Here is a 21,036-nt window from a genome sequence, read left to right on the forward strand (position 1 = left end):
CAGGATCCTTGTCCTCACTCCCCCACCGGCAGGTCCACCGTGACGACCGTGCCGCCGCCCTCGCGCGCGGTCATGTCGAAGCTGCCGCCGAGTTCCCCGCCCACGAGGGTGCGCACGATCTGCAGGCCCAGATTCCCGGCGGAATGCGGGTCGAAGCCGGGCGGTAGGCCGCGTCCGTCGTCCGAGACCGTGATCCGCAGCCGGCCGTCCTGGCGTAGCGCGGTCACCTCCAGGCTCGATCCGGCCCCGTCGAGCCCGTGCTCGAAGGCGTTCTGCAGCAACTCGGTCAGCACCATCGCCAGCGGGGTCGCGACCTGTGCGGGCAGCACGCCGAAGGTGCCGACTCTTCTTGAGAGGACGCCCCGGCCGCCGGCGCCGCCCGACGCCGCCGAGTAGTCCACCACCATCGCCAGCACCCGGTCGGCGATCTCGTCGAACTCGACCCGCTCATCGAGCGTCTGCGACAGCGTCTCGTGCACGATCGCGATCGATCCGACGCGGCGCACCGCCTCGTTCAGCGCCGCCTTGCCCCGGGGCTCGTCCAGGCGCCTGGCCTGGAGCCGCAGCAGCGCCGCGACGCTCTGCAGGTTGTTCTTCACCCGGTGGTGGATCTCGCGGATCGTGGCGTCCTTCGTCACCAGCTCGCGGTCGCGCCTGCGTAGCTCGGTCACGTCGCGTACCAGGACCATCGCGCCGATCCGCTCGCCCTGCGGGGTCAGCGGGACGGTGCGCACCCGCATCGTGCCGTCGTTGGCCTCGAGCTCCGTGTCCCGGGGCACGCGCCCGTCCACGCTGGAGGCCAGCGCCTCGTCGATGGGGCCGGCGTGCGGGGCCAGCTGCGCGCAGATCTTCCCGAAGTGCGACCCGATCAGGTCCATCGTCTCGCCGAGCCGGTGGAACGAAGAGATCGCGTTCGGGCTGGCGTACGTCACGATCCCCTCCGCGTCCAGGCGGATCATCCCGTCCCCGACCCGCGGCATCGCGTCCAGGTGGCTGCGCGCCTTCGGGTACGGGAACCGGCCGGTCGCGATCATCTGGGCGAGGTCGGCGGCGGTCTGCAGGTACGTCAGTTCGAGGCGGCTCGGGGTGCGCGCGGTCAGCAGGTTGGTGTTGCGGCCGATCACCGCGATCACCCGGTCCGCGCGCCGCACCGGGATCGCCTCGACTCGCACCGGGACCGCCTCGCGCCACTCCGGGTCGCCCTCGCGGATGATCCGGCCCTCGTCCAAGGCCTGGTCGAGCAGGGGTCGTTTGCCGCGTGGTACCACGTGTCCGACCAGGTCGTCGGGATAGGAGGTCGGGCCGGTGTTGGGCCGCATCTGCGCCACCGCGACGTACCGGGTCTCGTCCGCCGTCGGCACCCACAGCACTAGGTCCGCGAAAGAGAGGTCGGCCAGCATTTGCCAGTCGGCCACAATGAGGTGCAGCCACTCCAGGTCTCGCGCGTCGAGCGTGGTGTGGGCGCGAACCAAGTCGTTCATGGACGGCATGCCTCAGTATCCCAGGCCGCGACGTCCGACCGCCGAGATCGGGAGTACTAGGTGAGCACATCGTCCGTTTTGGCCTGGCTCGAGGAGCACGAGAGGAAACGCGAGGCCGCCGGCCTGCGCCGCAGGCTGCGCGCCCGCACCGGCGGGCCGGGCCCGGGCGGCGGCGGTGACCCCGTGGACCTGGCCGGGAACAACTACCTGGGGCTGGCCGGGGACCCGCGTGTGACAGCCGCGGCGGCGCGGGCGGCGCTCGCGTGGGGCGGCGGTTCGACCGGATCGCGCCTGGTCACCGGCAACACCGCGGCGCACGAGGAGTTCGAGCGGGCGCTCGCCGGCTTCCTCGGCGCCGAGGCGGCGCTGGTGTTCTCGTCCGGGTATCTCGCGAATCTCGGAGTGGTCAGCGGGCTGGCCGGGCGCGGGGATCTGATCGTGTCCGAATGCCTGAACCATGCTTCGCTGATCGACGCCTGCCGCCTGTCGCGCGCGCGGATCGCGGTGGTCGGGCACAACGCACCCGACGAGGTGGCACAGGCGCTGGCAACACGGTCCGAGGAGCGAGCGTACGTCGTCACAGACGCCGTCTTCTCGGTGGACGGCGACCTCGCGCCCCTCGCTCGGCTCGCGGAGGTCTGCCGCGCGCACGGCGCGGTGCTCATCGTGGACGAGGCTCACGGTATCGGTGTGTACGGCGAAGGCGGCCGGGGCGCGGTGCACGCGGCAGGGCTGGCCGGGTCGCCGGACGTGGTGGCGACGGTGACACTGTCCAAATCTCTCGGCTCGCAGGGCGGCGCCGTGGTCGGGCCGAGGGCGGTCGTGGAGCACCTGGTCGACACGGCGCGCTCGTTCATCTTCGACACCGGACTGGCGCCGGCCTGCGTCGGCGCGGCTTCGGCGGCGCTGGAGATCCTCAGGAGCGAGCCGGAGCTGGCCGGCCGGGTGCGTGCGAACGCGCGGCGGCTGTACGAGACGGCCACCGCGGCGGGGCTGGCTGCGAGCCCGCCGAAGGGCGCGGTGACCTCTGTGCGCATCGGTGACCCGGAACTGACCGTGGAGCTGGCCGCGCTGTGCGCGCAGCACGGAGTTTCAGTCGGCTGTTTCCGTCCCCCGTCGGTTCCGGACGGCGCCTCGCGGCTGCGGCTGACGGCGCGGGCTGACCTGGGTCCGGAGCAATTCGCGGCGGCGCGGCGGGCGCTCGGGGCGGTGGCCGAGCGGCTCGGCTGAGGCGGGCGTTCACGAGTGTGGTCCAGACCAATCCTCGGAGAGGTCTGGACAACCGAGATTGGTCTAGTCCACAATCTTCAACGGCCACCCGCCCAGTCGCCGTACCCGCAGGAGGAGTCGCGTGCCCACCATCTCGGCTCCTCGCGCGGTCGTCGACGGCCGCATGACCGGCCCAGCGACGGTGGCGGTGGAGGACGGGGTCATCACCTCGGTCACCCAGGAGGACGAAGTCGCGGCCGCCGCCGCAGACATCGTGCTGCCTGACGGTGTGCTGACCGCGGGCCTCGTCGACATCCAGATCAACGGCGCGTTCGGGGTCGATTTCGCGGCCGCCGGCGACGCGCAGTGGAATCTGGTCGCCTCCCGGCTGCCGGCCACCGGCGTCACCTCGTTCCAGCCCACGTACATCACCGCGCCGCTCGACGACCTGATCCGGGGGCTCGCGGTCGCGGAGGCGGTGCAGCGGCGGCAGGCGGTCGGTCCGTACGCCCGGATCCTCGGGGTGCATCTGGAGGGCCCGTTCCTCTCCCCGTCCCGGCACGGCGTGCACGAGAAGCGGTTCCTGGCCGAGCCGACCGCGGACGCGGTGGACCGCATCCTGGATGCGCCGGCGGCCGAGATGCTCACGATGGTGACCCTCGCGCCCGAACTGCCGGGCGCGCTCGCCGCGATCCGCCGCTTCACCGACGCCGGCATCCGCGTCTCGGTCGGGCACACCGACGCGACCGCGGTCCAGATCACCGCCGCGGCGGACGCGGGCGCGACCCTGGTGACGCACATCTTCAACGCGCAGCGCGGCCTGGCCCACCGGGAGCCGGGAGTGCCGGGCGCGACGATGGCGGACCGCCGGTTCTACTGCGGCTTGATCGCGGACCTGCACCATGTCGCGAAGGAAGTCTGCCTGCTGGTGTGGCGCGGTGCGCGCGGCCGGGTGGTGCTGGTGACCGACGCGATCGCAGCGGCGGGGATGCCGGCAGGCAAGTACACGCTCTCCGGCATCCCTGTGGTCCTCGAGAACGGTGTGCCGCGCAACGCCGACGGGACGATCGCGGGCTCCGCGCTGACCCTGGATCTGGCGGTGCGCAACATGATTTCGCTGGGCCTGCCGGAGGCCCAGGTGATCGAGGCGGCCAGCCGCGTCCCCGCGGACGCGCTCGGCCGCACCGATCTGGGCCGGATCGCGGTCGGCGCAAAGGCCGACCTGGTCTGGTGGTCCGAAGGTTTCCACCCGCGCCGCACGTGGGTGGACGGCAGGGAGGTCACTGCGGGCGCGGAATCCGCCCCGTCACTCCCCGCCGCGCGGGAGACACTGGCCGTGTCGCCTTGACCGGGTGCCTGACACCCAATCGGCCGTGACCCGCGCGGCCGGCCCGGACGGGACGGATGCCCGCACCATCCGCCCGGAACACCGGGGCCGGCGCATGAGGGCCGCAGGCGCGGACGGAAGTTGAGGGTCTTCCGCCCGCCGCCTGCGGGCCGCTCGCCCGCACATGGAACCCTGGGGCCGGCGCGCACGTCCAATCGCCGACCTAGTCCCCGGACCCGGGAGTGCGGATGTCTACGAGCGTCACGATCAGCATGCGAACACTGGCGGCGGCCGGCGCGGTGATAGTCGCCGCGGGCGGCGCCTACCTCGTCGGGACCACCACGCGGGGCGGCTCTCCGCCGCAGACGCTGGTGTACGCCCCGGCGGCGAATCAGAGCTCGAGCGCCGGGATGCCGGGGATAACCGTCACCGGCACGGGCTCCGTGAACGGTACGCCGAACACGCTCATCCTCGATCTGACGGTCACCCAGACCCGGCCGGACGTGTCTACGGCGCTGTCCGCGGCGAGCGACACGATGAACAAGATCGACTCCGCGCTTTCGGGGCGTGGAGTGGCGAGCGCGGATCTGAAGACTTCGGGCGCGTCCGTGCAACCGAACTATCAGTACAACAACGGTAGCTCGAGCATCAACGGCTACACGGCCACCGAGTCGCTGACCGCGACGCTGCGCGACCTGCACACTGCCGGAGCCGACGTCACCGCGGCGGCTCAGGCCGGGGGCAATGCCACGAGCGTCGACGGAGTCTCACTCGACATCCAGAACGACGACTCGCTGATGTCGTCCGCCCGGTCCGCCGCGTTCGCCGACGCGCAGGCAAAGGCGCAGCAGTACGCCTCTGCGGCGCACGAGAGCCTGGGCAAGCCGGTTCAGGTGACTGAGACGGTCAATTCGCCCGAGCCGAGCCCTATCGACGCACGCGCGGCGGTCAGCGGCGGGGCCGCGGCGCCGGTGCCGATCAACCCCGGGACGTCACAGGTCTCTGTGACGGTGACGGTCGTCTTCGCAGTCAGCTGATGTAGCTGGCCAGGCGCTCGCGTAAGAGGTCGTACGTGGGCGCCAGCTCGCGCAGGATCTTCGAAGCCTCCGTCGTGTCCCCCGCGACCATCGGATACTGCAGAGCGCCCACCAGCCGCGCCTGGTAGTCCGCGGTCTCGGCGGCCGCCTCCGCGCCGACGAGGCCGAGCCAGTAGGCCGCGTCGGCCAGGCGGCGCGCCCCGACCCGGATGGCGAACACGGTCAGGTGGGCGCGCTGCCAGGATTCGAGGCCCTGCTCGACCAGGTCGGCCAGCCGCTCCACCGCCTCGGCGCCGCCGAGCGACCCGGGCGGGGCGAGCCCGGGCCGACCGGCCAGCCAGGCGGCCGCGTCCGGGAGGGTGGCGCGTATGGCCGCCTCGAGGCCGGTCTCGCGCTCGCGGCGGAACGCGGTGCGCAGGACGAACGGCGCGTCCGTGTAGCCGATCGAGTCGCCCTGCCACGCCGCGGTGAAGGCGGGGATCGGCAGCGTCGCGTGCGGGTGGCCGTGCGGATCGTGGAAGTAGACGGTGTCTGCCGTGACTTCGGTCACCACGACGAAGTGGTCGGCGCCGATCGCCCGGCCGCTGCCCGGCTGGTGCAGCAGTAGGCCCATCTCCACCGGTCCGGCCAGGACGGGGGCCGCGGCGCTGGCCTCCCGCAGCCGGTCCACCGCCTCGTCGGGGCCGCCGCCGTCCTGCCGCTCGCACGTCCAGCCGAGCCGGGCGAGCGCGTCGTCGAGCCCGGTGTCCGGCTCCCAGCCGAGCGGGTCGAACAACGGCGTGTTGCCCTCCAGCATCTCGAATCCGAACGGCGACCCGGTCAGCACCTCGATCGCCGACGGGTCCGGCGCGTGCGGGCCGAGCACCATCGCCAGGCTGTTCGCGTAGCAGTACGGCCCGGATCCGACATAACGCTGTTTCGGCGACATGGGTTCGAGTGTGGCACCGGGGTCTGACAGCGGCGGGTCTGACACCAGCGGGGGCTCACCCGGAGAAGGCCGCACGGAATAATCGGGTGACAGGCGGTTGAAGCGTCCGTCAAGGTGGGCTTGCGGGTCTTTCGAGGAGCCTGGGCGACGCTTGCGCTGCTTCGTGACGAAACGGACAGCGCGCTTGACAGGTTCATGATCGCGATACATCGTGTTTCCTAACCACGCGATGTATCGCGTTTACGGGAGGGTTTGGGGAGATGAACGCATTGCAGCGGGCGGGCCACTCGCTCGCACGAGTGCCCGGCGGCAAAGTCGGGAAGTGGGTGGTGCTGGGCGTCTGGCTGGTGCTGCTGGTGGGCCTTGGATCGCTCGCGGGGAAGCTGAACGGCGCCGAGAACAACCAGGCCTCCAGCTGGCTGCCGGGCAGCGCGGAGTCCACGCAGGTGGTCAACCTGACCGGCCAGTTCCACTCGACGAACGACGCGCCGGCCGTCATCATCTACCAGCGGACGAGCGGGGTGACGCCGCAGGACCTGGCCAAGGCCAAGGCCGACAACGCGCAGTTCGCCACGGTGAAGGACGTCGTGCCGGGTTCGGTGACCGGGCCGGTCCCGTCGAAGGACGGCAAGGCGCTGCTCACTCAGGTCCAGATCGACATCGGCAAGGACGGCTGGAACGCGTTGGGTCCGGCCGTCGACTCCTTCCGCTCCACAGCGTCGAGCGGTGACCCGGGCCTGACGGTGCACATCACCGGCCCGGCGGGAGTCGGCGCCGACCAGTCCGCCGCGTTCAAGGGGATCGACGGGACGCTGCTCTACGCGACGCTCGCAGTCGTGATCGTTCTACTCCTGATCACTTACCGCAGCCCGATCCTGTGGCTGCTGCCGCTCCTGTCGTCGGTCAGCGCACTCGGCGTCGCCGAAGGACTCATCTATCTGTTGGCCAAGCACGGGCTGACGGTCAACGCACAGAGCGCAGGAATCCTGCTCGTCCTCGTCGTGGGCGCAGGAACGGACTATGCGTTGCTCCTGATCGCCCGATATCGAGAAGAGCTGCGCAGACACTCCGACCGGCACGAGGCGATGGGCGTCGCGCTACACCGGGCGGGTCCGGCCATCATCGCGTCGGCCGCGACGGTGGGCATCGGCATGCTGTGCCTGACCGCCGCGCAGATGAACTCGACCAACGGTCTAGGACCGGTCGCCGCGATCGGCGTGATCGTAGCGCTGCTGGCGATGGTGACACTGCTGCCGGCGCTGCTCACGATCCTCGGCCGGTGGATCTTCTGGCCGTTCCGCCCGATGCCGGGCACCGAGGACCCGAGCGCCCGCGGGCTGTGGTCGCGGATCGGCGCCGGGATCGGCAAGCGCTCGCGCGTGGTGTGGATCGGCACCGTCGTCATCCTCGGCGCGATCGCCTTCGGGGTGACCGGCCTGAAGGCGGACGGCCTGTCCACCGCGGGCGCCTTCACCAACACGCCGGACTCGGTGGTCGGCCAGCAGGTGGTCGCCGCGCACTACCCGGCCGGGTCGGGAAGCCCGGTCGTGGTCATCGCCAAGGCGGCCGAGTCGGCGCAGGTCCAGCAGGCACTGGGCACGACATCCGGCATCGGCTCGGTGGGGAACGTGGCCACCAAGAACGGCTACGTGTACATGGAGGGCAACCTCATCCCGGCCGCCGACAGCCAGGCGGCGAAGGACACGGTCGACCGGGCGCGGGCGAATGTGCACGCGGTTCCCGGGGCAGACGCCAAGGTCGGCGGCAACACGGCAGTTGTGCTGGACACCGAGCGGGCGTCTCAGCACGACGATAAGATCATCATCCCGCTGATCCTCATCGTAGTATTGATCATCCTGGGGCTGCTGCTACGGGCGCTGATCGCACCGATCGTGCTGATGCTGACCGTGGTGCTGTCCTTCGGGACGGCGTTGGGCCTCAGCACAGTCTTCTTCAACCATGTATTCCACTTCAGTGGTGAAGACGGTGCCTATCCTCTGCTCTCCTTTGTGTTCCTCGTAGCCTTGGGCATCGACTACAACATCTTCTTGATGACGCGGATCAGGGAGGAGGCGACGCGGCTCGGAACCCGGCGCGGCGCGGCCGCGGGCCTGGCTGCCACCGGCGGTGTCATCACCTCTGCGGGCATGATCCTGGCCGGGACCTTCGGTGTCCTGGGCACGCTGCCGGTCGTCGGCTTCGCGGAGATCGGATTCACCGTCTCGGTGGGCGTGCTGCTCGACACCTTCATCGTCCGCTCCATCCTCGTCACCGCGCTGGCGATGGACCTGGACCGGCGCGTGTGGTGGCCGAGCCGCCTGTCGCGGGCCGCGGTCCCGGTCGCGATCCCGGCGCAGGCCGGCGAAAGCGACGTCGTGGGCGTGCGCTAAGGCAACAGCGATGCGGGGCCCGGCCAACAAGGCCGGGCCCCGCTTGTTTGGGCCGTGCGGGCCGCTACTTCGTCTCGGTGACCTTCGCCAGCGCCCGCGGCGCGTCCGGGTTCAGCCCGCGCGCCATCGTCACCTCGTAGGCCAGGCGCTGGAGCGGCAGGATCTCCAGGACCGGCGCGACCTCCTCGGCGACGCCGCTCGGCAGCACGAAGCCCGCAGAGGCGCCCTCCACGTGTGCTTGCGAGCCGACGACCACCAGGTCCGCGCCGCGCTCCCGAAGGCGGTCCAGGACCGGCTCAAGCGCCTTGCCGCCCGCTCCCTCCGATGCGATGGCGATGACCGGCGAGACGTTGTCGACCATGGCCAGCGGGCCGTGCAGCAGATCCGCTCCGGAGAAGGCGTGCGCGGGAAGGTAAGACGTCTCCATGACCTTCAGGGCAGCCTCACGCGCCGTCGGATATCCGTAGCCGCGTGAGGTGATGACCAGACGGGACGCGAAGCGGTAGCGCTCGGCCAGGTTCGCCACCTCGTCGTGCCGGTCGAGGATCGCGGCCGCCTGCTCGGGCAGCGCCTTGGTCGCCGTGCCGTCGCCACCGCGCACCGCGTCGATCAGCAGATACAGCGTCAGCAACTCGGCCGTGTAGGTCTTGGTGGCCGGCAGCGCCTTCTCCGGACCCGCCAGCACGTCGAGACTCAGCTCGCTGGCCCGGTTGACCGGCGACCCGGCGACGTTGGTGACAGCCAGGGTCAGCGCACCGGCCGCCTTCGCCGTCTCGGTGTAGGCGACCAGGTCGGGCGAGCCGCCGGACTGCGAGACGGTGATCGACAGCACGTCGGTCAGGTCGGGACGGGCGCCGTACGCGGTCGCGGTGGACATCGAGGTGAGCCCGGTGGGCAGGCCGAGCAGGACCTCGATGAGGTACTTGGCGTAGTAGGCGGCGTTGTCGCTGGTGCCGCGCGCGGTCAGCAGCACGAAGCGGGGTCGCCTGCGGGTGATCTCGGCGGCCACCTCGCGGATCGCCGGAAGCCCTTCGTCGAGGACCCGCTGCAAGACGGCGGGCTGCTCGGCGATCTCGCGGGCCATGATCTCGCCGGGGGACTGGTCCGCCGCGCCGGTCGGTACCGTCGTCATGGTGCTGGTTCCTCTCGTAACGTTCAGCCGGATACCGCTACCCGGCCGGTGAGCACTTCGGCCGCCGCGATGCCGCAGGCCCGCGACGCGCCGTAGGTGACGACCACGGCGGTGCCGTCCGCCGCGATGTCATCGATCCGACCGTACGGCAGGCCCATCTCGACGACGACCGCGTCGGGCCGGGCCGCCAATAAGTCCCGCACCACCCGGTCCATCCACTTGTTGCGGTGCAGGTCGCGCACGACCAGCACCAGGGGGCGCCCGACGGCCGCCGTGAGCAGCGGCTCGATGCCGATCTCGGCGTCCTCGTCGACGACCGGTGCGGACATCAGCCCGACCGTCTCGACCCGCGTGGTGGGGGCATCCACGCGAACCCCGGTCGTGCCCGGGATCAGGTCGGCGAGCGGTTCGGCCACCCCCCAGGCCGTCGTCGAGTCGATGGCGAAGCTGAGGATCGGGTTGAACTCGATCACGTGTGCGGGACCGACCAGGGGCTTGAGCTGGCCGCGGACGCTGATGGCCCGGCGGGCGGCTTCTATACCGACAGGCTCGATGCCGACGACATGCCCACTGTGCCGCAGCCCCGTGCCGGCCGCGCGAACCCCGGCCGACCAGCGGGCGACGGCGCGGTTGCGCTCGGCCGCCTCGTGCAGCCGGTCCGAGGACAGCCGCCCTTCGCGCACCGCCCACACCAGGGCGCCACGCAAGTAAAGGAACTCCTCCTCGTCCGCCTCGCTGCCACCCCAGCAGATCGCGTCGGCCCCGGCGGCGATGGCCTTGACCGAGCCCTCGGCCACACCGTAGCGGCCGGATATGGCGCCCATGTCGATGCCGTCGGTGATGATCAGTCCCTCGAAGCCGAGCTCGCGGCGCAGAAGGCCGGTCAGCACCGCATGCGACATGGTGGCGGGCACTTCGGCGTCCCGGCGGGGGAAGAGCACGTGCGCGGTCATCACGGCCTTCGCCCCGGCCTCGATCGCGGCGCGGAACGGGGCCAGGTGAACCTCCTCGGTCGCTTCATCGAAGTCGACCAGGGGGATGCCCAGGTGCGAGTCGCCGCCGGTGTCGCCGTGCCCGGGGAAGTGCTTGGCGCAGGCGGCCACCGCGTTCGATTGCAGACCCTTGACGTAGGCGGCGACGTGCCGGGCGACCAGCGGTCCGGCGGAGCCGAACGACCGCACGCCGATGACCGGGTTGTCAGGGTTCGCATTGACATCGGCGTCCGGGGCGTAGTCCAGGTTGACGCCGACCGCGGCCAGGTCGCGGCCGATCGACGCGGCGACGGACTCGGTGAGCCCCGGATCGTCGACGAAGCCGAGCGCGAGGTTGCCCGGGTATGACGAGCCCTTGGCGATCTCCAGCCGGGTGACGTCGCCGCCCTCCTCGTCGATGCAGACGAGGATGTCCGGGTATTCCTCGCGCAGGGCCGCGTTCAGCGCCGCCAGCTGCGCCATGTCCACGATGTTGCGGCGGAACAGGGCCACGCCGCCGAGCTCGCCCGCCGCGAGCCTGCGGCGCAGCCAGTCCGGCGGCGTGGTGCCGAGGAAGCCGGCCTGGAGGACCGCTCCGGCGTCGAGAAGGAGTCGGGCGGTTTCCGCGCCGGGGTTGGCCATGAAAGCGTTCCTCGTCGTTTGGTCGAGCTGTGCGGTCGGCTTTTAGCCTGCCCCGCTTCCTATCCCTTGACCGCGCCGGCCGTCAGACCGTTCGAGATACGGCTCTGGAAGACCATGAACAGGATCACGACCGGCAGCGCGGTGAGCGTTCCGCCGGCCATCAGGCCGCCCCAGTCCGCGCCGTGCGTCGGGCTGGCCTGGAAGGAGATCAGCCAGATCTGCAGGGTCTGGTGGCCGCCGCCGGTCAGCAGCACGTTGGCCAGCAGGAACTCGTTCCACGCCTGGATCCAGCCGTACACCGCGGTGGCCACCAGGCCCGGCAGGGTGAGCGGGAGGATGATCAGGTAAGCGGTCTGCCAGCGGTTGCAGCCGTCGACCAGCGCGGCCTCGTCCAGTTCCCGCGGCACGTTCGCGATGAAGGTGCGCAGGGTCCAGATGCCGTACGGCATCGAGAACGCCAGATACGCGATGACCGTGCCGATGATCGTGTCCTTCAGGCCCGCGTTGCCCAGCATGCTGGACAGCGGGATCGTCAGGGCGATCAGCGGGATCATCTGCACCAGCAGCACGACCAGGATGAAGATCCGCCGCCCGGCGAAGCGGAAGCGGGCGATCGCCAGCGCGCCGAGGAAGCCGATGACCATCGCGCAGACCACCGTGCCGAGCGTGATCAGGGCGGTGTTCTTCATGTCCGGCAGGAACTCCGGGTCGTTCAGCACCTCGCTGAACGAATGCCAGCTGATCCCGTGCGGCCAGAACTGCGGCGTGGCGGTCAGGTAGCCGCCGGTGGGCTTGAGCGCGGTCAGGATCATCCAGTAGACCGGGAACGCCATGACGATCGCGACGATCATGGCGACCGTGTTCCAGGTCCAGTTCCAGGCCCGGCGGCGCAGCGGGCCGCGGCGCCGGCGCACCGCGGTGGCGGTCCCGGCACCGGTCCGGCTGAGCGGGATCCGCGCGTCGGTCGTGGTGGAGGCCATCAGTCTGCGTCCCCGATCTTGAACAGCTGCCGGATGTAGAAGACCATCAGCCCGCACAGCAGGACCATGGTGAACAGCGCGGTGGCCGAGGCCTGGCCGAACTGGTTGCCGTTCATCTGCACGTACATGCGGATGCCCAGGGTGAAGATCTTGGGGTTGGGAATGGTGCCCCAGAACGCCCAGATCTGGTTGAACACGTTGAAGTCCCAGATCACCGACAGGGTCGTGATGATCACCAGGAGCGGGCCCAGCTTCGGCAGCGTGACGTGCCGGAACACCTGCAGGGGGTTGGCGCCGTCCACCACGGCGGCCTCCGTCAGCTCCTTGGGGATCTGGGTGATGCCCGCGTGCAGGGTGATGGTGAGGAACGGCAGCGCCCCCCAGACCACGACGCCGGTGACGCAGAGGTACAGCGCCTGGTAGGGGTTCGCCAGCCAGTCGTGGCCCATCATGTGGACCCCCGGGATCCGGCTGAGCAGCCAGTTGATCACGCCGTACTGGTTGTTGAACATCCAGAGGAACAGCTGGGCGCTGACGATCGACGGCATGACCCAGGCGAAGAGCATCACCCCGGTCAGGGTCAGCCGGGCCCAGCGGGAGATCCGGGCGAGCAGGAGCGCGAGCCCGAGGCCGATGCCGACTGAGAGGACCACGTTGAGCACCATGAACAGCGCGGTGGTCTCGAGCTGCTGCCAGAATTGGCCGTCCGAGAACATGTCGGCGTAGTGCTTGAAGCCGACCCACTGGGCGGGCAGCGGCGGTACGTGAAGCAGATCCCTGAGCGTCAGGTCCTGCAGGGACGTGACGATCATCTTGCCGACCGGGTACACGACGACGCCTGCCAGCGCCACCACTGCGGGCAGGATCAGCAGGTAGGGCATCAGCCCGGCGTTGCGGCCTACTCCGGCCTTGTGGTTGCGCCGCGGCTCCGGGCGGCGCACCTTCGGCAGGTCCTCGGCCCGGCCCCGGGGCTCCAGGCCGGGCGGGTCGATCTCGAGCGCGCTCATCTCTTCCTTTCTGCCACCCGGCCGCTTTCGCCGGGTCAGCACGGACTTAGGGCTACGGTCGCCGATGCGCAGCGATGAGGGAAGGACGCGCGCGGGAAAGGACCGGTGAGTGCCGGACCTCGGATGGCGGCCGGGGTCCGGCACTCTGGGGTGTTTGAAAAGCCTCGTCGGGCCCGCGACGCCTGCTGTGTGTCCGGCTCGGGTGTGGGGCCGGGGTTGCGGGGCGGCTGTAGCTCGTGTCGCGGGGAAAAGCGCCCCGTGGCAGGAGCTTTCATCGCCACCCCGGCCCCACCCGCGAGCGGCACGCTCGCTGCGTTGGCGAAGCACCCATATATGTTCGATAGGAGCTCCGCCGCCTTGCGATCGCACGCGTCAAACGCCGCGGGCTTATCCGACGATCCTTTTCAAACACCCCAGGCGTCCCCCGGCGCGAGGGCCGGGGGCACGCGTGTGGAGACCGTCAGCTAGCTGGCGTTGAGGATCGAGTTGATCTGCTGGTCGGCGGTCGCCGCGGCCGCGGCCGTGGTCGACTTGCCGGTGGCGATGGACTGGAGCATGTTCTCCAGCACGTGCTGGGCCTCGACGTTGGCCCAGTTGGTGGACGCCGGAGTCACCCAGCTGCCGTTCTGCACCGCCGGGCCCATGGCCGCGTCCGCGGCGCCGCCCGACTCGAAGGTGCTGAGCAGCGAGGTGGTGTTCGGGATGGCGCCGGCGTTGGCCAGGGACGTCATCTGCGCGTTGCTGGTGTAGTACTTGATCCACTCGGCACCGAGGCCGGCGTTGGTCGCCTTGGTCGGCACGGCCAGGTCCGAGCCGCCGGCGAACGCAGCGCTCTCCGGCATCTGGAAGTAGCCGAGCTTGTCCGCGGTCACCTGGGAGCCGGTGGCGCTGGTGATCGAGCCGGCCTCCCAGCCCGCGCCGTAGATCGAGGCGACGTTGTTGCCGACCGCGGCGAGCGAGTCCTGGGTCGCCTCGTTGACCGTGTTGACGCCCTTCGAGTACTTGGTCGCCAGGGTGGCCCACTTCTGCAGGCCGGCCTGGGACTGGGCGGACTCGAGGTTGCCGCTCCACTTGCCGCCGGACTGGGTGGCGATGCTGCCGCCCGCGCCGTAGACGAAGGACATGGCGGTGTACCAGTCCTCACCCGGGGTCAGCATCGCGGAGAAGTTGGCGCCGGAGCCGTACTTCGCCTCGAGCTTGTCCAGGTCGGCGGTCAGGTCCGCGAAGGTGGTGGGCGTGCCGGTGATGCCGGCCGCGGTCCACAGGTCCGTGCGGTAGATGACGATGCGGTCGCCCGCGTAGTAGGGCACCGCGAAGAGCTTGCCGTTGTACGTCGACGACTGCTCGAGGCCGCTCAGCCAGGTGCTGGAGTTGTCGAACTGGCCCTTGGCGGAGGTCAGGTCGGTGAGCGCGCCGGTGGCGGCGAAGGTGGTGGTGTCGGTGTCACCGATCTCGATGACGTCCGGCACGCCGGCCGAACCGGCCAGCGCCGAGGTGTACTTGGCGATGTACCCGGTCCAGTTCTGGTAGACCACGTTGACCTTGGCACCGGTCGCGGCGGTGAACTCCTGGTTGGCGGCCGCGACGACCTTCGGCCAGCCCTTCTGGGCGTCCGTCATGATCCACACGGTGATCGTCTTGCCCGCCCCGCTGGTGGACAGCAGGCCCTGCGACCCGCTCGAACCGGCCGGGGTGGACGTCGGTGAGCTGCTGCACGCGGCCGCTCCGAGAGCCACGGCGGCCACCGCGGCTGCGGCGATTTTGCGCTTCAAACCATCCTCCTGGGGGATGAGCTTCGAGGATTGCACCGGTCCGGCGCCGGCATGACGACCCTGAGCCTCGCCATGCCGTGGACCCGTGCGCACTGGCCCGATGGGCATCACGCGGGTCGCGGACGGCGCCCGCGGGGCGCCTGGATTGGGGTGTGCAATTGGTTTAGACCAGTTGGGAGAGTGGCATAGACCACTACGGACCGTCAAGGGGTCGGGAATGACCGTGGCCCAAGCCGTTATCAATGCTTGATCGGCCAGGCCAGGTGGTCTACCGTGGTCTAGACCACGAGCGATAAAGCCCGTGGATAAAGAGAGGGTTAAGAGGCCGTCCCTGTCGGTGATTTACACAGGCGTGGCACCATGGCACCTTGTCTGCCAACAGGAGGAGGTGCCGTGACGGTCGAGCAAGACGCGGTCGAGCCCCGCGTGCAGGAGGAGGACGAAAGCATCGCGACGGGGGAGCCGGCCGCGCGCGTCCCCAAGTATTACCGGCTCAAGCGGCACCTGCTGGAGATGACGCAGACGATGCCGCCCGGCACGCCGGTGCCGCCGGAGCGGACGCTGGCGCTCGACTTCGACACCTCCCGCACGACGGTCCGCCAGGCCCTGGCCGAGCTCGTGGTCGAGGGGCGGCTCGAGCGGATCCAGGGCAAGGGCACCTTCGTCGCGAAGCCTAAGGTGGCGCAGGCACTACAGCTCACCTCCTATACCGAGGATATGCGCGCGCAGGGCCTGGAGCCGACCTCGCGGCTGCTGGAGATCGGCTATGTCTCCGCCGACGACGACCTGGCCGATCGGCTGGTGGTCAAGCCCGGCTCGCGGGTGCTGCGGATCGAGCGGCTGCGCATGGCGAACGGCGAGCCGATGGCGATCGAGACCACGCACCTGTCGGCCAAGCGCTTCCCCGGGCTGCGGCGGCATCTGGCGAAGTACACCTCTCTCTACACGGCGCTGGGGACCGAGTACGGGGTGCACCTGGCCGAGGCGGAGGAGACGATCGAGACGGCGCTGGCCACCCCGCGTGAGGCGGCCCTGCTCGGCACGGACACGGGGCTGCCGATGCTGCTGCTCTCGCGGCACTCGAAGGATGACAACGGGGAACCGGTCGAGTGGGTTCGATCGGTGTACCGCGGGGACCGGTACAAGTTCCTGGCGCGCCTGACCCGGCCCGGGAGCTGAAGCGGCCTGTGACGCGTTTGCGTCTCATCTTGGTCGCGTGCGTGGTCTCGGCATTCGGGCTCGGGATAGGGATAGGAGTCGTGTCGGCGACCACCGGCACGCCGTCAGTCGCGCCCACACCGGCCAACCTGTACTCCGACATCGTCCCCGCACCTGTCGAGAGCGCGGCCACCACCGGGAGCAGTCCTTTCCTGCTGAGCGCATCGACGCAGATCACGTATCCGCCCACCGCGAAGGGCGTCGCCAGCTATCTGTCGACGTTGTTCCGTCCGGCCGCCGGCTTCACCCTGGCCCTGGCACCCGGCCAGTCCGGCGGCATCCATCTCGCCTTGACGGCGCCCCGGTCGCGCGTCGGCGACGAAGGCTACGACCTGGACGTGACGACGGATCAGGTCACCATCGCCGCCGCGACGTCCGCCGGCCTGTTCCACGGAGTCCAGACGCTCCGTCAGCTCCTGCCGCCCATCATCGACAGCACCACGCGCCAGCCCTACGGCGCTTGGCCCGTCCCCACTGGTCACATCAGCGACTCGGCACGCTACGCCTACCGGGGCGCCGGCTTGGACGTGGCGCGGCACTTCTTCACCGTCGCGCAGGTCGAGCGGTACATCGACGAGATCGCGCGCTACAAGATCAACTTTCTGCACCTGCACCTGAGCGACGATCAGGGCTGGCGGATCGCCATCAACGGCTGGCCGGCGCTCACGGCGGTCGGCGGAGCGACCGAGGTCGGCGGCGGCCGGGGCGGCTATTACACGCAGGCGCAGTACCGACAGCTGGTCGCCTACGCGCAGTCCCGCTTCGTCACACTGATCCCTGAGATCGACGCGCCCGGCCACGTGACCGCCGCGCTCGCCTCGTACCCGCAGTTGAGCTGCAACGGAAAGCCGACGTCGGTGTTCACCGGCATCAACGTCGGTTTCAGCTCCCTGTGTGCCACAAAGCCGGATACCTATACATTCCTGCACGACGTCATCACCCAACTCGCGGCCCTGACACCCGGTCCATACATCGGCATCGGAGGCGACGAGGCGAACGCGACGACGGCGGCCGACTACGCCGAGATCGTCGGGCAGGCCGCAGCCGACGCGCGCGCCGCCGGAAAGATCCCGTGGGGCTGGCAGGAGACCACCTCCCTCCCGCTGCCCGCGCCCGCCGTCGCCGCGTACTGGAAGGTCGGCGCGACCCCCGCGTCCGTCATCGATGCCGCCGCCCAAGGCACGAGCGTGGTCCTCGTACCCGCGGATCACGCCTACCTCGACCAGAAGTACAACCCGGCAACGCAGCTCGGCCTGCACTGGGCCGGTTACGTCGACGTGCAGGACGCCTACAACTGGGATCCGGCGACTTACCTGGCCGACGTTGCACCTTCCGCGGTCCTCGGCGTCGAGGCCGACCTGTGGACCGAGACGGTCGTGACTTCGGCCGACATCGACTACATGGCCTTCCCGAGGCTGCCCGCGATCGCAGAAATCGGCTGGTCGCCCGCCTCCACCCACGATTGGCCCGCGTTCCAGAAGCGCCTGGCCGCCCAAGGCTCACGGTGGAAGGCGGCTGGCGTCAACTTCTACGCGTCGCCCCAGGTCCCCTGGCCCGGCGCCACACCCCTGGCCCCCTAGACTCGGCGCCCATGAGCATCCTCGTGGTGACGGGCACCGGAACCGGCGTCGGCAAGACCGTGGTCACGGCGGCGCTGGCCACACTCGCCGCGGCGCGCGGAGCGTCGGTGGCAGTGGTCAAGCCCGCGCAGACCGGGGTCGGCCGCGACGAACCCGGCGACCTGGCCGAGGTCGCCCGCCTGGCCGGAATCACCGACACGCACGAGTTCGCCCGGTACCCCGACCCGCTCTCCCCCGCAGCCGCCGCCCGCCTCTCCGGCCGGCCCGCACTCGACCTCGCGGACACCGTCAAGCGCATCCAGGATCTGGCCGAGAGCCGTCGCCTGGTGCTGGTCGAGGGTGCGGGCGGCCTGCTGGTGCGCTACGACGAGGAGGGGACCACGCTCGCCGACCTGGCCCGCGAGCTGCGCGCCCCGGTGCTGCTCGTGGCCGACCCGGCGCTGGGCACGCTGAACCACACAGCCCTGACGCTCGAGTCGATGGCCGCACGAGGAATCGAGCCGGCCGGCGTCGTGCTCGGATCGTGGCCGCAGACGCCCGACCTGGCCATGCGCTGCAACATCCGGGATCTGGAGATGCTGGCCGCACGCCCACTCGCCGGGGCCGTCGCCGCAGGCGCGGGCACCCTCCACGCGGCCGAGTTCCTGCTGGCGGCCCGCTCCGGCCTCTCCCCCACGTTCGGCGGAGTCTTCGATGCGACCGCATTTCGGGAACGCCACGGAATCTGACGCCGGTTTTTGTCGCCGCGCCCGCATGCCAGCCTCTAGCGGCGATAAGGCAGACTCGTGGACGACGCGTCCCCGTCCCAGGAAGGCCTCCTCATGACCGCGCCCGCCGACCTCGCCCGGACCGCCGCCGACGTTCTCGCAACCGCCCGCAGCCAGGTTCTGGAGCAGGGCGTGGGCCTCACCGAAGCGCAAGTCCTCGCGGTCCTCGAGCTGCCGGACGAGTACCTGGAGGAACTGCTCGCATTGGCGCACGAGGTCCGCGAGCGCTGGTGCGGGCCGGAGGTCGAGGTCGAGGGCATCGTGTCGGTGAAGACCGGCGGCTGCCCGGAGGACTGCCACTTCTGCTCCCAGTCGGGCCGCTTCCCCACGCCGGTGCGTGCCGCGTGGCTCGACATCCCGTCGCTCGTCGAGGCGGCGAAGGAGACGGCGGCGACCGGCGCGACAGAGTTCTGCATCGTCGCGGCCGTGCGCGGACCCGACGAGCGGCTCATGGCCCAGATGCGCGAGGGCGTGAAGGCGATCAAGGAGGCCGTCGACATCAACGTCGCGGCGTCGATCGGGATGCTCACCCAGGATCAGGTCGACCAGCTCGCCGAGATGGGCGTGCACCGCTACAACCACAACCTCGAGACCGCGCGCTCGTACTTCCCCCAAGTGGTCACGACGCACACGTGGGAGGAGCGCTGGGACACGCTCACGATGGTGCGCGACGCGGGCATGGAAGTGTGCTGCGGCGGCATCGTCGGCATGGGCGAAACCCGCGCCCAGCGTGCCGAGTTCGCGGCGCAGCTGGCCGCGCTGGAGCCGGACGAGGTACCGCTCAACTTCCTCAACCCGCGCCCCGGAACCCCGTTCGGCGACCGCGAGCCGCTGGAAGGCAAGGAGGCGCTGCGCACCATCGCCGCCTTCCGCCTGGCCCTCCCCCGCACGATCCTGCGCTACGCCGGAGGCCGCGAGATCACCCTCGGCGACCTGGGCACGGAGCAAGGCCTGCTCGGCGGAATCAACGCGGTCATCGTCGGCAACTACCTGACCACACTCGGCCGCCCGGCGACGTCGGACCTGGAGCTGCTCGATCGGTTGTCGATGCCGGTCAAGGCTCTGTCGCAGACGCTGTAGTCCCAGACGCGGTAATCCCAGACCCAGACACGGTAGTCGCAGACGCGGTAGTCGCAGATGTTGTAGCGGCAACCGCATCGGTTTCCGGCGGGGCTGTCCGATCATGCGACGGCGCGGTACCGCTGTGGCAGGGGCAAAGACGCAGCGACGAGAGGGTGGGGATGGCGCGCCGTCGCGTCGTCGATTGACCGTCGCGCTCGTGAGATAGGTCGGCGACAAGTGGGATTGGTGGGTGGCCGATCGCGCCCTCGGGCGGTGGTTGCTTGAGCGCGCAGGCGCGTGGCTTGGTGCGCGACGACGCGTGTCGCCGCGGAGTGTGCTCCGGGTATTGTGCCTGGGTCCTGTGCCGGATGCGGCGCTGGTGAATCAGCATGCTGTGTAAGTTTGAATGCGTCACGCCGCTTGGACGTAGCGGGTGGGTTCGGTGGCGTAGGTGTGGCCGGTCTTCGAGGTCCACAGCACCAGGTCCCCGATGCGGTTCAGTTTCCACTCGCCCTGAGACTTCAGGTTGTGGTGCTTGCGGCACACCGGACCGAGGTTCTGCACGGTAGTCAATCCGCCCTTGTGGAATGCCAGGCCATGGTCCAGATCGCAGCGCTCAGCGGGCATGCTGCACGCGGGGAAGGTGCAGGTGTCGTGCTTCAGGCGGACCAGGCGCTTGGTCGCGGCGTTCGGAGTGTAGGTGCGTGGAGAGATGTCCACCGGCGTGCCGTCAGAGGAGGTCAAGAGGAACCGCCACCGGGAGCCCTCGGCGTGGGCGATCTGGCGAGCTTGCTCCGCGCAGATCGGACCGTAGCCGTCGAGGTGCCCGGGCTCGTGACCCAGGCTGAGCAGAGTCTCGACGCTGACGACCGCATGGACCAGCGCGGGGATCGCAGGGGCCTGTGACGCGCTGAATGTTACACCCGCACTCTGGAGCACCAAGCTGGCGAGGGTGTCGGCACGGCACTGGTCGAGGGTGCGCTCGTCGTCCTTGTTTCGCTTCATCGCGATTTTGGTGAGCGTGGCCATCAGAGCCTGGGCTGCATCCGTAGGAAGGTAGATGCTCAGGGTCGCCATGCCATCGTCCTCAGGGTGAAGTTCCACCCGGCGGCGAGTGCGGAGGTAGCGGTGACGCTCGGCAGCGGCCTCGGGATCCGCCGTGACGACAGCGCGGCGCAATGCTTGGCGCGTGCTCGACACCGACTGACCCGGCATTCGCGGCAACACTCTGTCTTGGACAAGTCGCGCGGCATCGTCGTCGAGCCCTGTGGTCACTTGGGCTAGCGAGCGAGCCTGCTCCCAAGACACGGCACCGTCAGAAAGCAGTTGGACGGTTTCCGGAAACAGGCGAGTCAGAGCTCCGGCGTCGGACAAGCGCTGCTGTGCTGTGGCCGCCGCCCACATCAGGGCAGCGGACACCTCGCCCTCGGTGAATCGGGAGCCGCGCTCGCGTTGTCGCACCGCCTCCAACGCACCTAACGCCCGCACCATCAACGAGTGCGCATGACGCAAGTGCTTCTCGCACGCGACCAG

At 70.0% G+C, this 21,036-nt stretch carries 16 protein-coding genes; 8 read left to right on the forward strand and 8 right to left on the reverse strand.

Annotated elements, in window-relative coordinates:
• Positions 1 to 14 precede the first annotated feature (14 nt).
• A complete protein-coding gene (locus VGZ32_RS18765) occupies positions 15 to 1,490 on the reverse strand; it encodes a histidine kinase N-terminal domain-containing protein (RefSeq protein WP_349263653.1) in 1,476 nt (491 codons plus the stop codon).
• A 51-nt stretch (positions 1,491 to 1,541) separates the two neighbouring features.
• On the opposite strand from VGZ32_RS18765, the gene VGZ32_RS18770 reads away from it, so the two are divergent.
• The 3 genes from VGZ32_RS18770 (at position 1,542) to VGZ32_RS18780 (ending at position 5,054) form a co-directional block, all read left to right on the forward strand.
• Positions 1,542 to 2,711, forward strand: coding sequence for an 8-amino-7-oxononanoate synthase (locus tag VGZ32_RS18770; RefSeq protein WP_326887380.1), 1,170 nt, complete (start codon positions 1,542 to 1,544; stop codon positions 2,709 to 2,711).
• A 121-nt stretch (positions 2,712 to 2,832) separates the two neighbouring features.
• A complete protein-coding gene (gene nagA, locus VGZ32_RS18775; RefSeq protein ID WP_326887381.1) occupies positions 2,833 to 4,038 on the forward strand; it encodes an N-acetylglucosamine-6-phosphate deacetylase in 1,206 nt (401 codons plus the stop codon).
• Between the two features lie 227 nt (positions 4,039 to 4,265).
• Positions 4,266 to 5,054: an SIMPL domain-containing protein gene (locus VGZ32_RS18780; RefSeq protein ID WP_326887382.1), complete on the forward strand. Its 789-nt coding sequence runs from the start codon at positions 4,266 to 4,268 to the stop codon at positions 5,052 to 5,054.
• On the opposite strand, the gene VGZ32_RS18785 is transcribed toward VGZ32_RS18780, so the two are convergent.
• Positions 5,047 to 5,982 (reverse strand): hypothetical protein, encoded by a 936-nt coding sequence (locus VGZ32_RS18785; RefSeq protein WP_326887383.1) that lies wholly within the window; start codon positions 5,980 to 5,982, stop codon positions 5,047 to 5,049. The two genes, VGZ32_RS18780 and VGZ32_RS18785, sit on opposite strands and share 8 nt — an antisense overlap.
• A 260-nt stretch (positions 5,983 to 6,242) precedes the next feature.
• Here VGZ32_RS18785 and VGZ32_RS18790 point away from each other — a divergent pair, with 260 nt between their 5' ends.
• A complete protein-coding gene (locus tag VGZ32_RS18790) occupies positions 6,243 to 8,372 on the forward strand; it encodes an MMPL family transporter (protein ID WP_326887384.1) in 2,130 nt (709 codons plus the stop codon).
• 64 nt (positions 8,373 to 8,436) lie between these two features.
• On the opposite strand, the gene VGZ32_RS18795 is transcribed toward VGZ32_RS18790, so the two are convergent.
• The 5 genes from VGZ32_RS18795 to VGZ32_RS18815 all read right to left on the reverse strand — a co-directional run bounded on the left by VGZ32_RS18795 (position 8,437) and on the right by VGZ32_RS18815 (position 14,876).
• Positions 8,437 to 9,504, reverse strand: a complete 1,068-nt coding sequence (locus VGZ32_RS18795; protein WP_326887385.1) for an SIS domain-containing protein — start codon at positions 9,502 to 9,504, stop codon at positions 8,437 to 8,439.
• 23 nt (positions 9,505 to 9,527) lie between these two features.
• Complete coding sequence (locus VGZ32_RS18800) at positions 9,528 to 11,117, reverse strand: glycoside hydrolase family 3 protein (protein WP_326887386.1); 1,590 nt, start codon at positions 11,115 to 11,117, stop codon at positions 9,528 to 9,530.
• A 59-nt stretch (positions 11,118 to 11,176) separates the two neighbouring features.
• Positions 11,177 to 12,097, reverse strand: coding sequence for a carbohydrate ABC transporter permease (locus VGZ32_RS18805; protein WP_326887387.1), 921 nt, complete (start codon positions 12,095 to 12,097; stop codon positions 11,177 to 11,179).
• Positions 12,097 to 13,104, reverse strand: coding sequence for a sugar ABC transporter permease (locus VGZ32_RS18810; protein ID WP_326887388.1), 1,008 nt, complete (start codon positions 13,102 to 13,104; stop codon positions 12,097 to 12,099). Before VGZ32_RS18810 ends, VGZ32_RS18805 begins: the two co-directional genes overlap by 1 nt.
• 464 nt (positions 13,105 to 13,568) lie before the next feature.
• Entirely contained in the window at positions 13,569 to 14,876 is a 1,308-nt protein-coding gene (locus VGZ32_RS18815) for an extracellular solute-binding protein (RefSeq protein WP_326887389.1), read from the reverse strand.
• A gap of 426 nt (positions 14,877 to 15,302) precedes the next feature.
• Here VGZ32_RS18815 and VGZ32_RS18820 point away from each other — a divergent pair, with 426 nt between their 5' ends.
• From VGZ32_RS18820 to bioB, 4 genes are all read left to right on the forward strand, one after another.
• On the forward strand, positions 15,303 to 16,055 hold the full coding sequence (locus VGZ32_RS18820; protein WP_349263654.1) for a GntR family transcriptional regulator: 753 nt from the start codon (positions 15,303 to 15,305) through the stop codon (positions 16,053 to 16,055).
• A gap of 80 nt (positions 16,056 to 16,135) precedes the next feature.
• Positions 16,136 to 17,674 carry a beta-N-acetylhexosaminidase gene (locus VGZ32_RS18825; protein WP_326887391.1) on the forward strand — a complete coding sequence of 513 codons (1,539 nt, stop codon included), beginning with the start codon at positions 16,136 to 16,138 and terminating at the stop codon, positions 17,672 to 17,674.
• 11 nt (positions 17,675 to 17,685) lie between these two features.
• Positions 17,686 to 18,402: a dethiobiotin synthase gene (gene bioD / locus VGZ32_RS18830; protein ID WP_326887392.1), complete on the forward strand. Its 717-nt coding sequence runs from the start codon at positions 17,686 to 17,688 to the stop codon at positions 18,400 to 18,402.
• 93 nt (positions 18,403 to 18,495) lie between these two features.
• Positions 18,496 to 19,521, forward strand: coding sequence for a biotin synthase BioB (gene bioB / locus VGZ32_RS18835; protein WP_349263655.1), 1,026 nt, complete (start codon positions 18,496 to 18,498; stop codon positions 19,519 to 19,521).
• Between the two features lie 393 nt (positions 19,522 to 19,914).
• Here bioB and VGZ32_RS18840 read toward each other — a convergent pair.
• On the reverse strand, positions 19,915 to 21,036 hold a 1,122-nt coding region (locus tag VGZ32_RS18840; RefSeq protein WP_326887394.1), incomplete at its 5' end, for an HNH endonuclease signature motif containing protein.

It is taken from the genome of Actinocrinis sp. (assembly GCF_035938995.1).
Lineage (GTDB): Bacteria > Actinomycetota > Actinomycetes > Streptomycetales > Catenulisporaceae > DASZGI01.

Excerpts from the sequence above, each read along its gene's own strand:
- VGZ32_RS18765 (WP_349263653.1), bottom strand. The coding sequence starts at position 1,490 with ATGCCGTCCATGAACGACTTGGTTCGCGCCCACACCACGCTCGACGCG.
- VGZ32_RS18780 (WP_326887382.1), top strand. The coding sequence starts at position 4,266 with ATGTCTACGAGCGTCACGATCAGCATGCGAACACTGGCGGCGGCCGGC.
- VGZ32_RS18785 (WP_326887383.1), bottom strand. The coding sequence starts at position 5,982 with ATGTCGCCGAAACAGCGTTATGTCGGATCCGGGCCGTACTGCTACGCG.
- VGZ32_RS18790 (WP_326887384.1), top strand. The coding sequence starts at position 6,243 with ATGAACGCATTGCAGCGGGCGGGCCACTCGCTCGCACGAGTGCCCGGC.
- VGZ32_RS18795 (WP_326887385.1), bottom strand. The coding sequence starts at position 9,504 with ATGACGACGGTACCGACCGGCGCGGCGGACCAGTCCCCCGGCGAGATC.
- VGZ32_RS18800 (WP_326887386.1), bottom strand. The coding sequence starts at position 11,117 with ATGGCCAACCCCGGCGCGGAAACCGCCCGACTCCTTCTCGACGCCGGA.
- VGZ32_RS18805 (WP_326887387.1), bottom strand. The coding sequence starts at position 12,097 with ATGGCCTCCACCACGACCGACGCGCGGATCCCGCTCAGCCGGACCGGT.
- VGZ32_RS18810 (WP_326887388.1), bottom strand. The coding sequence starts at position 13,104 with ATGAGCGCGCTCGAGATCGACCCGCCCGGCCTGGAGCCCCGGGGCCGG.
- bioD (WP_326887392.1), top strand. The coding sequence starts at position 17,686 with ATGAGCATCCTCGTGGTGACGGGCACCGGAACCGGCGTCGGCAAGACC.
- bioB (WP_349263655.1), top strand. The coding sequence starts at position 18,496 with ATGACCGCGCCCGCCGACCTCGCCCGGACCGCCGCCGACGTTCTCGCA.